Origin of the sequence: Periweissella fabalis, assembly GCF_012396505.1 — a bacterium.
In the GTDB taxonomy this organism is placed as follows: domain Bacteria; phylum Bacillota; class Bacilli; order Lactobacillales; family Lactobacillaceae; genus Periweissella; species Periweissella fabalis.
In genome coordinates this window covers 522,894-537,291 of sequence record NZ_JAAXPN010000001.1, presented here as the reverse complement: position 1 = coordinate 537,291, position 14,398 = coordinate 522,894, and the positions used below count along the sequence as shown (strand labels likewise).

Genomic DNA, 14,398 nt, shown 5'->3' with positions numbered 1-14,398 from the left:
GCCTAGATACAAAAGTATATCAAAAGAGGCTGAAGACGTTTTCTTCGGCCTCTTTGTTGTTTTAGTACCCACGGTTGAAATCATCAATATAAAAGCGTAACATGGATTGAATATGAGGACGTTTGATAACGAGAAAGAGGGTTAAATGGCATTATTAGAAGTTAGTGGTTTATCAATGAGTTTTGCAGATAAACAACTGTATGAAGACGCAGAATTTCAATTAAATAAGCACGAACACATGGGAATCGTTGGTCAAAATGGGGCAGGTAAATCAACCTTAATTAAAATCTTAACAGGCCAAACATTACCTGTTACAGGGATGATTAACTGGCAGAAAAATCTAAAAGTTGGTTACTTAGATCAATACGCTGAAGTACCCGCCGATTTAACGATGTATCAATTTCTGCAAACTGCTTTTAAAGAATTATTTGACAAAGAAGCGCAGATTAATGATCTATATGCTCAATATAGTGAAAGTGCTGATGAAGAATTACTAGTTAAAGCTGGTCAACTACAAGAACAATTGGAAACTGCTAATTTTTATGAACTTGATACTAAAATTGACAAAGTGGTTACTGGATTGGGATTAAATTCGATAGGTGCTGACCATTTAACGGGCCAAATGTCAGGTGGTCAACGTTCTAAAGTTATTTTAGCTAAATTGTTATTGGAAAATGATGATGTCATAATTTTGGATGAACCAACTAATAATTTGGATACTGCACATATTGAATGGTTGGTTGAATTTTTACAAGGCTTTGATGGTAGCGCGATTATTATCTCTCATGATTATGAGTTTTTAGAACAAGTAACTAATACAATTGCAGATATTGCTTTTGGGAAAATAACTAAATACCGCGGTAGTTTCCAACAAGCAATGCGACAAAAAGCTGAGAAGCGTGAACAACAACTTCGAAATTTTGAAAAGCAACAAGCTGTAATTGCCAAAGCAGAAAAATTTATTAGCAAGAACAAAGCTGGTTCAAAATCTAAGCAAGCACGATCACGTGAAAAAATGCTTGAAAAAATGGAAGTAATCGAGGCACCAGATGAAGAGTTGCACGCAAGTTTTGATTTTCCATACGTTCCAATGCAATCTCAGGAAGTATTGCAAGTTAAGCATTTAACAGTGGGTTACACACATGCGTTATTAAGTCCTGTTAGTTTTGCGATGACACATGGGCAAAAATTACTTCTTAAAGGCTTTAATGGAGCCGGAAAATCAACCTTGATTAAATCAATTTTGGGACTAATTGAACCGCTTAATGGTGAAAGTAATTTTGCACCAGCTGTAAAAGTCAATTATTTTAACCAAGATTTAGATTGGGCGAATGATAAAATGACACCACTTGAAGTAATGGCAGATGCTTTTCCTAAATTGGAGCCACGCATGGCACGGCAACGATTAGGAGCTGCCGGAATAAATGCAGCAAATGCACAAAAAGAAATGCATTTATTATCTGGTGGTGAACAGACCAAAGTTAAACTAGCTATGATGGAACTTGTTCCAAGTAACTTCTTACTTATGGATGAGCCAACTAATCACCTAGATGAAGATACTAAACAAGCCTTAAAGAAAGCTTTGATTCGTTTTGAAGGTAATTTAATTTTGGTAAGTCATGAAGGTGAATTTTTCCGTGATTGGTTACCGTGGGAAATTGATGTCGCTGCATTGTCTTTAAAATAAAAAATAATCGTAAAATCAACTATTAACTAATTTAAAAAGTTTGATTTTACGTTTTTTTATCATCGTTTTTTTGAAATATAAAAATATTTCAAAAACAGTTGTACTAATATGTTGTTTAGGGTATATTTAATTATGCAATAATATTAACTTTCAAAAAAAGAAAGTTATCTATATTTCGAAAAGGAGTCGTGATTGATGACGAAAGATTTAATAGATATGAAAATGATTTTACAATGGCTATGGAAAATAAAGAAAGGTAGCAGGGCTCACTTAATTACTATACTTAATCAAGCAATGGCAGATAATTTAGATTACGTTAAAGTCAATATTTATACTAAATGGTGTAAACGTGGTGAATTACCAATTGATTATCTCCAAGCAATATTGGAAATTACATCGGATGCATTTACTAATATTGATTTAGACTATTTAACCGCATTAACAGATTTACAGTCTTTTCCTGTGACGACTGTTGAAGTAGGTGAAAAGGAATGGGAAATTCCATTTTTAGGGGAAGTAGATCAAGCAAGTCTTCAAGGAATTTATGAATTAATTTCAGATTATTATTTATCAGAAGTATTAACCAATCGATTGAATATTTGTCTAAGGATTCAACAAAAAGTTTTTAGTTTTAATCGAGATAATTTGATTGAAATGATGATTAATGATAAAAAAATAGGCCAAGTATTACCAATAAAAATGGATGATAAATCAAGTATAAATGATATTTCAATTCCAATTATGCGCGGCCCATGGATTGGTCAAACACAAACTTGGTTTAGAGAAGGAATTAATGCATGGTATGAAAATAAAGTACCTTGTTTACTTGAAACAAAGGGAAGCCCGATTTTTAAAGAAATATTTCCGGCAGAATCTTTTATTGTAGAGACACAAACTGGACAAGTATATGTTGCCAAAGTAGTTCAAACTAATTTAGACACCACACTTCAATTTTTAACTGGAAGTATTTTCGAATTTGTTAAACAGTCCCTAGGAATTGAAACGACACAACCAATTAGTAAAAAGCAATTAATAACAGCTAATAAGGAGGTAGTTAAGTTTAAAAAGATCGACTCAGGGCGATATTTAATGAGTATGTAAAGTATAAAATATGATAGATAATGGTGAAATGAATAAAAAGTGCAAATATATTGCACACTAAAATAGTAAGCTTACTACATGGTAAGCTTACTATTTTAGTTATACATTTTTTGAAGAGCGTCGATTTCATTACGAATATCGGTAATTAAAGAAGCTGGACTTGTTACTTTGACATGGGAACCTTGACTTAAAAACCACATCATAGCCCCTTTTTTATTAGCATTTGGTATTTTGATGTGCACACCATTAGGTATCTGCTTATCAGAAATAATTGCGTCTGGAAATTTATCAAGAGCTGCTTCAGGATTCCCGGTAAAATCAAACTCAATCGGAATTGTATAGCCAAGTTGCATTAAATTATTAGTTGCCCGAATTTTATTTTCTTCTAGGGTATTTAGACTTGCGGGATGAATTATTTTAACTTTATTATTAGGCCAAAGATTACTGAAGCGATCAATACGATGGAATGCTTGAAAATTTTTACCGTCTTTTTCTCGTTGCATTATGACATAGAAATAGTATGTATCAAAAAATAAACCAATAGGTAATCCAATATATGATTTAGTAGTATGATCCATTTTTTTATAATCAAAAGATAATACTTGACGTGTTTCAATCCATATTGTAAATTGCCAAATTAAATTAATTAGTGGACGATTGTGTTGTAATGCCTTGTAATCATTTGTCTCGTTTGCTAGACTATGACGAATGATTTTGACGTTTTGATTATTCGTTAATAGCAGTAAATTACTAATTAAAGTGCTTTTTTCTACATTTACGAATGCTCTGGAAGCTAGTATTAATTTACTAATAATTAAAATATGTTTTTCATCAAGAGCATTTTTGCGCACAATCGATATTGTTTTATTAGCACGTACAACTTCATATAATGGATGATCGTTACCTATAGCATTTTCAATATCTTTGAAATCATTTTGTGCTGTTCGTAACTTAAGCTCATTGGTTTCAATCCATGTGTCACGGTCAATTTTTTCACCTGCAATAAGCCGTAATAACAAGTTTAAGAGTCGTTTTGAATCTTTGATTATCATAATTTAATACCTCGTATAATATCTAAAAAGAAGAATAAATTTAACATATTTAATAATTTATAGATGGTAATTTATCGAATTTACGTTCTTAATTATAGTATAATTTAATAAATAATATTTATTAAATATTAAATAAACTAAATAAATAGTAAAATATAATAAAGGTGGTGATAATGTATTACCTATAAATAATAATTAATTTTTATGCTAAAATAACACATAATATCGGGCTAACTTGTTTAAAAATAGTAACACATAATTAATAGAATATAATAATTTTTAAGGGAAAATGATAGCCTTTAATGCAGAATAAGGATACATATAAATGGGGAAGCTTTATGTTAATTGGAATTGATTTTGGAACATATGATTCAGGAATTGCAGTATTTACACACAACATGCCACAAGTTATTAAAAGTGGTGCAAAAGATATGATAATTTCTTCACGAGTAGCTTTGGGAAAGCAACCAATTATTGGTAATGACATACCTAAATATACTTTTACTAAGCGACATGTTATTAAGTCAATCAAACGCCATTTGGGAGAACAAAATTATCGAATAATGATTGATGATAAATTCTATAAACCTGTGGAGATTGCAGCACTAATTCTAAAGGATCTAAAGGAAACAGCTGAATTTGAATTAGGGGAAAGTATCACTGAGACTGTAATAACCGTACCAGTAATGTTTAATGATGTGCAAAGGAAAGCATTGAAGCAAGCAGCTACTATAGCTGGTTTTGAGAAAGTTAATTTAATCAATGAATCAACTGCAATTGCATTAGCGTATGCTGAGCAAAAGAAATTCCAAGCTAATGAGTTAAATATCTTTTATAGTATTGGTGCTGGAATGTATGATGTATCGTTAGTTGAGATAAATAATGATGTTATTGAAGTAGTAGCTTCTAGTGGTAGTAATTGTCTTGGTAGTGATGATTTTGATGATCGAATTGTTGAATGGTTAGTACAAGATTTTTATAGTAAGCACGCAATTGATCTATCAAATGACAGTAATGTAATTAAACGTCTTACAGTTGCTGCTGAAAATGCTAAGATTGAACTTTCTGAAAAAGAAGAAACAAATATTAAAGTTGTAGCCGTTACAAATAATGGTAATCAATCACTTGATATTGACACTTGTTTATCACGTTCGCATTTTAACACATTAGTAGCATCATTAATAAATGAACTAAAACAACCTATCGAGAGGTTGTGTAAAGATGCAAGTTATTTAATTAGTGAGGTGGATAATATCTTGCTTGCTGGTGGTGGTAGCCAAGTTCCGCTTATAAAGGAAACACTTATTACTTCAGGTAACACTAATGTGACGGTTATTGATGATCAAGTAATGGCTTTGAAAGGAACAGCTATTCAAGCCGCAATTTTAACGAATACGTTGAATAAAGACATTACAGTAATAGATATTACAGCAATGTCAGTTGTTCTTGAACAAAGTAATGGTAGTTTTGTTAAGTTAATAAGTAGTAATACAATCATACCCAATGTGGCACCAAAAATAGTGATTAATAAAAAGAATGTCGAGCAGCTAACGTTTCTACAAGGTGCTAATCAATTAAATGTATTAGGAGTGCTTAATTCGGTTGATTTTTTCTTAGATTTAGATGAAAATCAGTATGAATTGGAAGTAAGTGTTGATAGAAACGGTATCATTTCAATTAGGTTAATTAACACAATAAATAGTACCGAAAATTTGATTTTCTTGGGAGATAATGAATTAGAAAATTTAACTTTATTCTCTGAATTTGACGAGGAAAAAGAAAAATATTTTAACAAAGTTCCTGGTAAATATTTTGCAAATGTTCATGAGGTTATTAATGATGCTTTTGATGAGGGACAGTTTAGATATTGGGATTCAAAAGGTTGCTTAATGCAAATAGAGGTGCCATTTGATCAGTATACACAAGCTATTGAATTAATGTCAGAACGGATAAAGAATGGTGATATTCCATCCATTGATAATATTGATTTTGCTAAAAAGATAATAGCTAAAGGCTTTTTTTCTTACGATCAAGTATTTCATTTGGCAGTAAATGGGAATATAGATCTAATAAAATATAACGAAGTGGAAGAAACAATTAGTGCTAAGCAGAACATATCAATTAGCTTAGCTGTTGCATATGTAATTAGCCGCTGGTATGGTACAGATAAAGAAAAAGCTCTTTTAAATACGGCATACTTGGGATTAAAAGCAGACGGATTTAATTTTGTTAAAGATCTTTTAAGTGCTGAGATTAGACAACTTGGCTTAAGTACAAATTTATTTAGTGATTCAAAATTAGCTTTTAGTTTATTAGAAGATGCAGATAGCGTTAAGGTTTTAAAAGAAATACTTGGATTGAGCAGTTTAAGTCCACGCGGGATGGAATTGAGGTGCCAAATTATGAAAAAGGTACCTAGCGTTGATTATATCGATATAGATGATGTTGCTATTTTGTTTAAAGGGCGGATAAGTGCTGCCATTTTATACGATAGACTCAAAAAAGCCAATGAACATTTTGGAGGTATACCATCGCCATTGAAACAATTTACATTAACTGATGCAGAATTCATAATTGAAGTGGCTAGGGAACAATTTGTAAATCTCGCTCGAGAATACTTTATTTTACCTATTGAAGCACGACAACTAGTTACTGATCTTGTTAGAGATCAATCTGGACACCTCGCAAGAGCGCTTTATCAATATACTGATCCATGGACATTATGTAATGCTGTATTAACCCCATTATTTGATGATTTTAGTAAGCATCGGTGTGCATATACGCTTTCGTTAAATATGATGTTTAAAGCATTGCAGAAAGTGTTAAGTGATACTAGTGATATTGAATTAATAGGTAATTAATAGATTCTTTTTGTAATAGTTGGCTTTAAAATCAAGGTGAATGCAGAAAATTAGAAGAAACTAGCAGTATCAAGAATTATGGCAAAGGCCTCCTTGAAGAAAAATTTTTCTTCAAGGAGGCCTTTGCCATATTCTGAACATAATTATTTTATGCGTTTTTTATTAGATGAACTATTATTTGTTTTAATTTTTATATAGGCTTGTATATTACGGAACTTACGTGCAAAATATAGGCCAATAATAGTAGAAAGAATAATCAAAATGATCCCCCAATAATTGATTTGATAGTTATATTTTAATATATTAATGTTTTTTTTAAAACTTTATAATTATTTAATAATTAAAAGTACGAAATGATTAGATAATACTTTTACAATTTATCGGGTTTTAATTGATATTATCCGTTAATTAACGATAGAATATAATGATGTATTAAAAATGGGAGTAATTGAATGAATAAACAAAAAATACTGGTAGGAATGTTACTATTTATTAGTCCGTTCCTAGTTGGCTGTAGTAATCACCAGATTACTACACAGAATGCATCGGCACTTGAATTTAAAAGAAATGAGACTAATACTAAGCAAATAGCTCAACAACAGCCATTGCCAAATGTTCAGTGGAATAATCGTCAAAGTTTGGCATTAGACCAGTTCGTAAAACAATGGCAAAAATCATATAAACCAGCTCGCCATTTTTTACGTTATTATCCAGGGGTTGCTGGGAGTAATTATTTAGGGTATACATTTCCACAAGATTTTAGTAAACGTAATTTAATTTATAATGGTGGTCAGATGAAGTTAGGAATTAGTAAAGACGGTGCTGATAAATATAATTATAATGTGGTTGCAATTTATTCCGATGCGACTAATGCAAGTCTCAAAGATGCAGATCATTTATACTTAATGACTATCCATAATGGAAAACCATTAGTATTTGTTAATACAACTAATAGCCAAGCTAAAAAAGGGTTTATCTATGTCAAGCTTTCACAAAATAAGCAATTGGTGACAGCATTCACCAAAATTTATACAGCTACTCCTAAAGAGTTAAATAAATTAAGCCCAGATACAAGATGGCAACTAGTTAAGTACCAAGGTATGACATTTGATTACCGACAACTTGGTGCAATGCTTGAAAGTTATATGTCACTTTCTAACGAAAAAATTACATCGATTGCACATGAAGAAAGTTTCTCAATCATGCATGTTGAAGATGGGCCTTTAAAAGTTGGCTACTATAATCTAAGCCCTAAGCTAGGCTATAAGTATAATGCCAACGAATTAGAGATGAAATCTAATGATCTTGTTAACCCAGAAGAGAAGATTTCACTACATGATTTAATTATGGCAACATATCGGACTCGTAAGCAACAAAACGATATTAATTATGCTGCACAAATTATTAATTTAAAACCATAGTCTTAATAAAATTCACTTTTTAAGATTACTTAGTATCTGATTATAGATGTGAAAATGATGAAATCAGTGCCATTATTAAATTATTTGAGGCTAGTGAAAAGTAGTTAGTTAAGATAAAACACGAATATCCCGACTGAATTTAAAGTTTAGTCGGGATATTCGTGTTTTATACTAGTATCTTGGTTTTTAAATAAATATTTGTAGTCTAAATTATTACTACAAGGTAGTTATGAGACAAACATTTTTTAATTACTAAAAAAAATTAGCAGTTAATAGTTATTAAATAGGCGTGTAATTCTTTATTAAGAACTAGTTGATAAGATGTATACATAGCTTGATAGTACAAAGCAAATCTATTTATATTTTAGGAGAATACATCATGAAAAAATCTAAGTTATTTGGAACCTTACTTGCCGTTGGGGCAGCTGGTATTTTACTTGCAGCATGTGGTAGTAATTCAGCTCAATCATCTTCATCATCAAAGAGTAGTGAAGCAACTAGCTCGATGACTAAAACAATTAATACTGCTAGATTTACTGGGTCTTTCCAAGGCGATAACAAAATGAAGGTTGCGGGGCATGTTTCGATTAAAGGTGATAAGTTAACGCTTACTGACTTTAGTACGTCAGCTGGGCCAGATTTACATGTTTATTTAGCTAAAGGGACTGATCCTAAGAGTGGTGTTGATTTAGCACCAATTTCATTGACTAAAAAGACACAAACATTTAGTCTAAAGGGTACAAATGTTAAGAAGTATAGTGATGTTTTAATTTTCTGTAATAAAGCCCACGCATTATTTGGTCATGCAACATATAATGCAGATGCAAATATGGCAACAACTACTGACACTGCTGCTTCATTAACAGGTTCATTTAAGGGTCAAAATGGTAAGCAAGTTTCTGGTGATGTAACAGTTAATGGTAATGAAATTGATCTTTCAAACTTTAAAACTGTTGCTGGTCCAGACTTACATATTTACCTTTCAAAGGATGGCTCTGTTGATAACGGTGCCATTAACCTTGGTAAAATTAGTTTGACTGATGCTAACCAAAAAATTAAACTTCCAGCTGGCACTAACATCAAAGACTTCAAGCAAGTTTTAATTCACTGTGATGAAGCACACGTAACATTTGGTGCTGCTGACGTTAAATAATTAACTGAAAGTAGGAAAATCGATGCAGAAAGCTAGCAATATTATTTTTTCAATTGTAAGAATCTTATTAGGACTATCTTGGTTACAACAAGGTATCTTTAAGTTTCAAGCACACTTTGATATTTTTGGGTTAGTTAATTCAATTCACCAAACAAGTAATGGGATTCCAGCTTGGTATCAAGCTTTCGTTGTTAATATTGTAGGCCACTTATTTCCTGTATTCAATATTTTGATTCCGCTTGGAGAAGTTTGCGTTGGTTTAGGTTTAATTTTTGGTGTACTTACAAAGGGAGCTTTAGCAGGGGCTGTCTTTATGAATACCAATTATTGGTTATCAAATATGATTTATATCTATCCAATTCAAATGTTGGTAGCAATATTATTGATTGTATTCTTCAAACGTGCCAACCATTACCGAGTGTTTAAATTACTTACAAAATTTAAAGCAAAACGAAATCAAGAATTGATGATGTAGCTAATTTCTTATACACTATACCTGATACTAGTAATCAATAGCCTTTAACGAGAATGACCCATACTTCATTCTCAATAAACGAAAAAAGTACGATGCCATTATAAGGCTCGTGCATTTTTTCGTATACATAGACCAAATTACTAATTACATTGGAGGGCGGATAATGACTAAAAATATCTTATTGGTAGATGATGAAAAAACAATCATCGAAATTGCAAAAAAGTACTTAGAAAAGGAGGGATATGGTGTTTTTCAAGCAACAGATGCAGAATTAGCTTTACAAATATTGGATAATCAAGTAATTGACTTAATAATTACCGACATAATGATGCCTCAAATGGATGGGTATGAATTCATTTTAGAAGTCCTTGAGAAATATGAAAAAATGACGTTTATTTTTATCTCGGCAAAAAGTGCCAACCAAGATAAACTTTATTCATTAACGTTAGGAGCAGATGATTACCTAACAAAACCGTTCAATCCTTTAGAATTAGTCTTACGTGTGAAAAATATTTTACGACGAGTATACCCTGAAGTATCACAAAAATTACAATTTGGAAATTTAGTAATTGATCATGATCGTTATACAGCAACTATTAATGATGAATTAATAGAATTAACAAGTAAAGAGTTTACACTGCTTTGGACATTAGCTAAAGAACCTGATAAAGTATTTTCTAAGTCAGAATTATTGCATTTAGTCTGGGAATCGGAATTTTTAGATGATATGAATACAGTAAATGTATATGTTCATCGCCTCCGTGAAAAATTGAACCAATTTGGCACAGAACCTGGCATGCCAATTATTAAAACAGTCTGGGGCATTGGATATAAATTGGAGGTAAGCGCATGAAACTAAAGCAATTACTCGGTTTAATTTATGCAAGTATATTATTGTGTATTGCTATTGGGACAACTATTTTTCTGAAATTAATGTACATCGATACTCGAACAGCAAGTTATGTAATGTCAACTGCAATTATTTCAACGTTGCTATTTGCAATTATAAATTATTTTGTCATTAAGCCGTTGCTTGATACAATTATGAATTTGCAAAAAGCAAGCCAACAAAATGCACGAGGTCATTACACTACGCTTAATAAGTATCCATTTGCTACTGAATTAGCTGCTTTAACCAAGGATTACAATACAATGGTAAAGCAAATTACGCAGCAAGTTGAAGAACTTAAGCAAAGTGAAAAAGAAAAAAATGAAATGATTGCTAATCTTTCTCATGATATTAAAACCCCAGTTGCTTCATTAATTGCTATTGGCCAAGCATTATCAGATGATATTTTAAGTGATGATGAAAAAAAACGCTATTTAGAATCTGTCTCAGAGAATGCACAGCGTATTACTATTTTGGCTGATGAATTGATGCAGGTAACAATTGACAATTCTAGTGAAAATACTAACGTTATCACAGACGAGATTATGGTTGATGATATTTTAATTAAAGTTTTGAATGCCTTTAAACCACGTATTGATCATGATCAACGAGAAATTATGATTTCAGGTTTTGAAACTATTCCAGCAATTAAGGCTAATGAAGATGTAGTATATCGTATTTTGTATAATGTAATTGAAAATAGCTTGAAATACTCTCAAAGTGGAACACCAATCCAGATAGATGTTAAAGTTGATAACAATATGGTTAATATAGAAGTTGTAGATGAGGGTAAGGGTATTCCAGAAGAAGATATAACCAAAATTTTCCAGAGAACTTATCGAGTTGAAAAATCACGCAATCAAGCAACTGGTGGCCATGGTTTAGGATTATTTATTACTAAGAATTTAGTTGAAAAACTTGGTGGTAAAATTTCAGTTAAATCAAAAATTGGAGCCGGAAGTCGCTTTTCTGTTGCATTACCAATCTATACAGATTAGTTATTGATATATACAAATTTATAAAAGTACATTAGCGATAAATACTAGTAGAAAGCCAGGAAAAATTGTTTTTCCTAGCTTTTTTGTGTATAGCTAGCATATGTCTAACAGTTAGGGAGTATTTTAATAGTAAATTACTTTAAAAAAGATTGCTATCACATTACCACGATACATGTTTAAATTTAATTTTGTTGATAACAAGATACAAATTAGCACAGAACAAGCGTTTGGAAAATGTTCAAAATCTGTTATGATGGTATAATACAAAATCTAAAATGAGTGGATTTAAAAAGCGAACAAATTAGATATAATGAAGATTATTTTCGGAGTACAATAATGATAACTGTAATTCTTGCTGAAAAGCCAAGCCAAGCTAAAGCTTATGCTGATAGTTTTGCAGCTGCGACAAAGCATGCTGGCTACTACACAATTAGTGATCCAATTTTTCCAAATGAGACTTATATAACTTATGGATTTGGTCATTTGGTTGAATTGGTAACACCAGATAAATATGATGAAAAATATAAGTATTGGTCATTAGATAATTTGCCTATTTTCCCAGACACATATCAATATACTGTTCCAGTAGACAAACGAGAACAATTTGAAGTAGTTAAAAGATTACTAACTCAAGCAAATAAAATAATAATTGCAACAGATGCTGATCGTGAAGGTGAAAATATTGCCTGGTCGATTATGAAATATGCTAAGGTAAATTTTAAAAATACTGAAATACAACGTTTATGGATTAATAGCCTAGAGCGAGAAACTATTCGAACCGGATTTGTCAATCTCAAGCCAGGTATAGACTTCTATCCAAAATACCTAGAAGCTCAAACACGAGAAATTAGTGATTGGTTAGTTGGTATGAATGCTAGTCCATTGTTTACATTGTTGCTAAAAAAATATGGTATTGATGGAACATTTTCAATTGGTCGAGTTCAAACACCAACACTAGAAATTGTCCATGAACGTCAAGATGAAATTGAAAATTTCATTCCAGAGCGTTATTTACAATTGGAAGCACTGATAACAACAAAAACAAAAATAGAATTTAGTGCTAAATTAGAACCAAATCAAAAGTTTTTTGGTGATAAAAAATTAGTTGAATTTATGGAAAGCAATCACCTTAACTTAGGTAAACAATATGGTGAGGTGATTGATGCCATAACGATCCCCAAAACAATTGCAAGCCCACGTTTGTTTTCTTTATCTGATTTACAAAGTCAGGTCAATAAGCTATATAAGGTTAGTGCTAGTGCGACATTAAGGGCAGTACAAAATTTGTATGAAGCCAAACTCGTAACTTATCCACGGACTGATTGTAATTACATTACTAAACAAGAGTTCAATTATTTAAAAGATACTCTTGTCAAATACAAACGTTTTCTAGGGATTGATTTTGCAACACCAAATTTAGAGCCACAAGCACGTTATGTCAATGATAGTAAGGTGCAAGAGCATCATGCAATTATTGTTACACGAACAATCCCAAATATTAAAAAATTAACTAGTCTTGGTGAATTAGAGCAAAAAATATATCAATTGGTACTACGAACTACAATAGCTATGTTTGCACCACACTATAGATATTTAGAAACGACACTGCTTTTTAAAATATCCCAAACTAATTTTAAAAGCGTTGGTAAAACAGAAACTAATGTTGGTTGGAAAGAGTTATTTGGTAATACCAAAAAGCCAGAAGAAAAGGAAATGATTCTACCTAAATTGGTCCTTGGTGAACTAGTTGATGCCGATGTTAAAATGTTAGAAAAGTTTACTCAACCCCCTGAATTATTGACTGAAGGGACATTAATATCAGCAATGAAAATGGTATCCAAGAAACTTAGCGATACACAAGAACAAGCAATCTTGAAAGATACACAAGGAATTGGTACTGAGGCAACTCGAGCTAATATTATTGAAAAGTTGAAGCAAAAAAAGTATTTAACAGTTGAAAAAAATAATTTGATAGTAAGTCCCGCAGGTAAAATTTTATGCCAAGCAGTAGCAACTCAACCGCTCCTTGTTAGTCCTGAAATGACAGCAAAGTGGGAATTAGCTCTTCAACAAATCAGTATGCAAACACGTACACCAGAGAATTTTTTAAATCAGATTAAACATTTTGTAAAGCAAATTATTGTGAATACGCCTGAACGAATAGCTAACGATCAAGAGCTACAGAATAAAATTGCGCTATACAAATCCCAACAGCCAGGGCAAAAAGAAAAGCTAATATTGGGGAATTGTCCCCGCTGCCAAACAGGTGCAATCGTTGATAAAGGCAAATTCTATGGATGCTCAAATTATCGTAAAGATGGTGATTGCAGCTTTACATTACCAAAGCAATGGAGTGGCAAAAAAGTTCCGATTAATGCATTACGTGATTTAATAAATAATCAAGAAACGAAACTTTTAAAAGGATTTAAAAGTAAAAATGGTAAAGTATTTAATGCTAAATTAAAAATTAATGATGATAAAATAACTTTTGTATTTCCAGAAAATGATGCAAGTATTTGATACTAATATACATTTATAATTTATAAATGAACGTGCTATTTTTAAATTCTGAATGATATAAGAAAAACCTAAAAATTATTTTTAAAGCTAAGTTACTAAGTAATAGTTGTGAATCTTAATTAATTTAATAATGTGTTATTTTTAAATTAAAAAAATAACTTTTGTTCTGTTAATTTATTATAAAATTTCATTGTGTTTAAGAATATACGAAATTGTTTTCACTAAATTAACATAATATTTA

General features: G+C 31.3%; 10 protein-coding genes. 9 read left to right on the top strand and 1 reads right to left on the bottom strand.

Going from position 1 to position 14,398, the window contains the following annotated elements; genetic code table 11:
- Nucleotides 1-145 precede the first annotated feature (145 nt).
- Together HF964_RS02735 and HF964_RS02730 are read left to right on the top strand one after the other, a co-directional pair.
- On the top strand, nt 146-1,687 hold the full coding sequence (locus HF964_RS02735) for an ABC-F family ATP-binding cassette domain-containing protein (RefSeq protein ID WP_168721510.1): 1,542 nt from the start codon (nt 146-148) through the stop codon (nt 1,685-1,687).
- A 195-nt stretch (nt 1,688-1,882) separates the two neighbouring features.
- Complete coding sequence (locus tag HF964_RS02730) at nt 1,883-2,788, top strand: hypothetical protein (protein ID WP_168721509.1); 906 nt, start codon at nt 1,883-1,885, stop codon at nt 2,786-2,788.
- Nucleotides 2,789-2,883: 95 nt separating this feature from the next.
- Here HF964_RS02730 and HF964_RS02725 read toward each other — a convergent pair whose 3' ends face one another.
- Complete coding sequence (locus HF964_RS02725) at nt 2,884-3,840, bottom strand: WYL domain-containing protein (RefSeq protein WP_168721508.1); 957 nt, start codon at nt 3,838-3,840, stop codon at nt 2,884-2,886.
- A gap of 338 nt (nt 3,841-4,178) precedes the next feature.
- On the opposite strand from HF964_RS02725, the gene HF964_RS02720 reads away from it, so the two are divergent.
- The 7 genes from HF964_RS02720 (at nt 4,179) to HF964_RS02690 (ending at nt 14,157) form a co-directional block, all read left to right on the top strand.
- Nucleotides 4,179-6,701 (top strand): Hsp70 family protein, encoded by a 2,523-nt coding sequence (locus HF964_RS02720; RefSeq protein ID WP_168721507.1) that lies wholly within the window; start codon nt 4,179-4,181, stop codon nt 6,699-6,701.
- 452 nt (nt 6,702-7,153) lie between these two features.
- Nucleotides 7,154-8,122, top strand: coding sequence for a DUF4767 domain-containing protein (locus HF964_RS02715; protein WP_168721506.1), 969 nt, complete (start codon nt 7,154-7,156; stop codon nt 8,120-8,122).
- A 379-nt stretch (nt 8,123-8,501) separates the two neighbouring features.
- Nucleotides 8,502-9,275 carry a DM13 domain-containing protein gene (locus HF964_RS02710; protein WP_168721505.1) on the top strand — a complete coding sequence of 258 codons (774 nt, stop codon included), beginning with the start codon at nt 8,502-8,504 and terminating at the stop codon, nt 9,273-9,275.
- Nucleotides 9,276-9,297: 22 nt separating this feature from the next.
- Entirely contained in the window at nt 9,298-9,750 is a 453-nt protein-coding gene (locus HF964_RS02705; protein WP_168721504.1) for a DoxX family protein, read from the top strand.
- A gap of 163 nt (nt 9,751-9,913) precedes the next feature.
- A complete protein-coding gene (locus tag HF964_RS02700) occupies nt 9,914-10,603 on the top strand; it encodes a response regulator transcription factor (protein WP_168721503.1) in 690 nt (229 codons plus the stop codon).
- Nucleotides 10,600-11,637 (top strand): sensor histidine kinase, encoded by a 1,038-nt coding sequence (locus tag HF964_RS02695; protein ID WP_168721502.1) that lies wholly within the window; start codon nt 10,600-10,602, stop codon nt 11,635-11,637. The genes HF964_RS02700 and HF964_RS02695 overlap by 4 nt, the downstream gene beginning before the upstream one ends.
- A gap of 336 nt (nt 11,638-11,973) precedes the next feature.
- On the top strand, nt 11,974-14,157 hold the full coding sequence (locus HF964_RS02690) for a type IA DNA topoisomerase (RefSeq protein ID WP_168721501.1): 2,184 nt from the start codon (nt 11,974-11,976) through the stop codon (nt 14,155-14,157).
- Nucleotides 14,158-14,398: the final 241 nt, after the last annotated feature.

Coding starts and splice junctions, on each gene's coding strand:
- HF964_RS02710 (WP_168721505.1), top strand. CDS start 8,502: ATGAAAAAATCTAAGTTATTTGGAACCTTACTTGCCGTTGGGGCAGCT.
- HF964_RS02705 (WP_168721504.1), top strand. CDS start 9,298: ATGCAGAAAGCTAGCAATATTATTTTTTCAATTGTAAGAATCTTATTA.
- HF964_RS02690 (WP_168721501.1), top strand. CDS start 11,974: ATGATAACTGTAATTCTTGCTGAAAAGCCAAGCCAAGCTAAAGCTTAT.
- HF964_RS02730 (WP_168721509.1), top strand. CDS start 1,883: ATGACGAAAGATTTAATAGATATGAAAATGATTTTACAATGGCTATGG.
- HF964_RS02725 (WP_168721508.1), bottom strand. CDS start 3,840: ATGATAATCAAAGATTCAAAACGACTCTTAAACTTGTTATTACGGCTT.
- HF964_RS02720 (WP_168721507.1), top strand. CDS start 4,179: ATGTTAATTGGAATTGATTTTGGAACATATGATTCAGGAATTGCAGTA.
- HF964_RS02735 (WP_168721510.1), top strand. CDS start 146: ATGGCATTATTAGAAGTTAGTGGTTTATCAATGAGTTTTGCAGATAAA.
- HF964_RS02700 (WP_168721503.1), top strand. CDS start 9,914: ATGACTAAAAATATCTTATTGGTAGATGATGAAAAAACAATCATCGAA.
- HF964_RS02715 (WP_168721506.1), top strand. CDS start 7,154: ATGAATAAACAAAAAATACTGGTAGGAATGTTACTATTTATTAGTCCG.
- HF964_RS02695 (WP_168721502.1), top strand. CDS start 10,600: ATGAAACTAAAGCAATTACTCGGTTTAATTTATGCAAGTATATTATTG.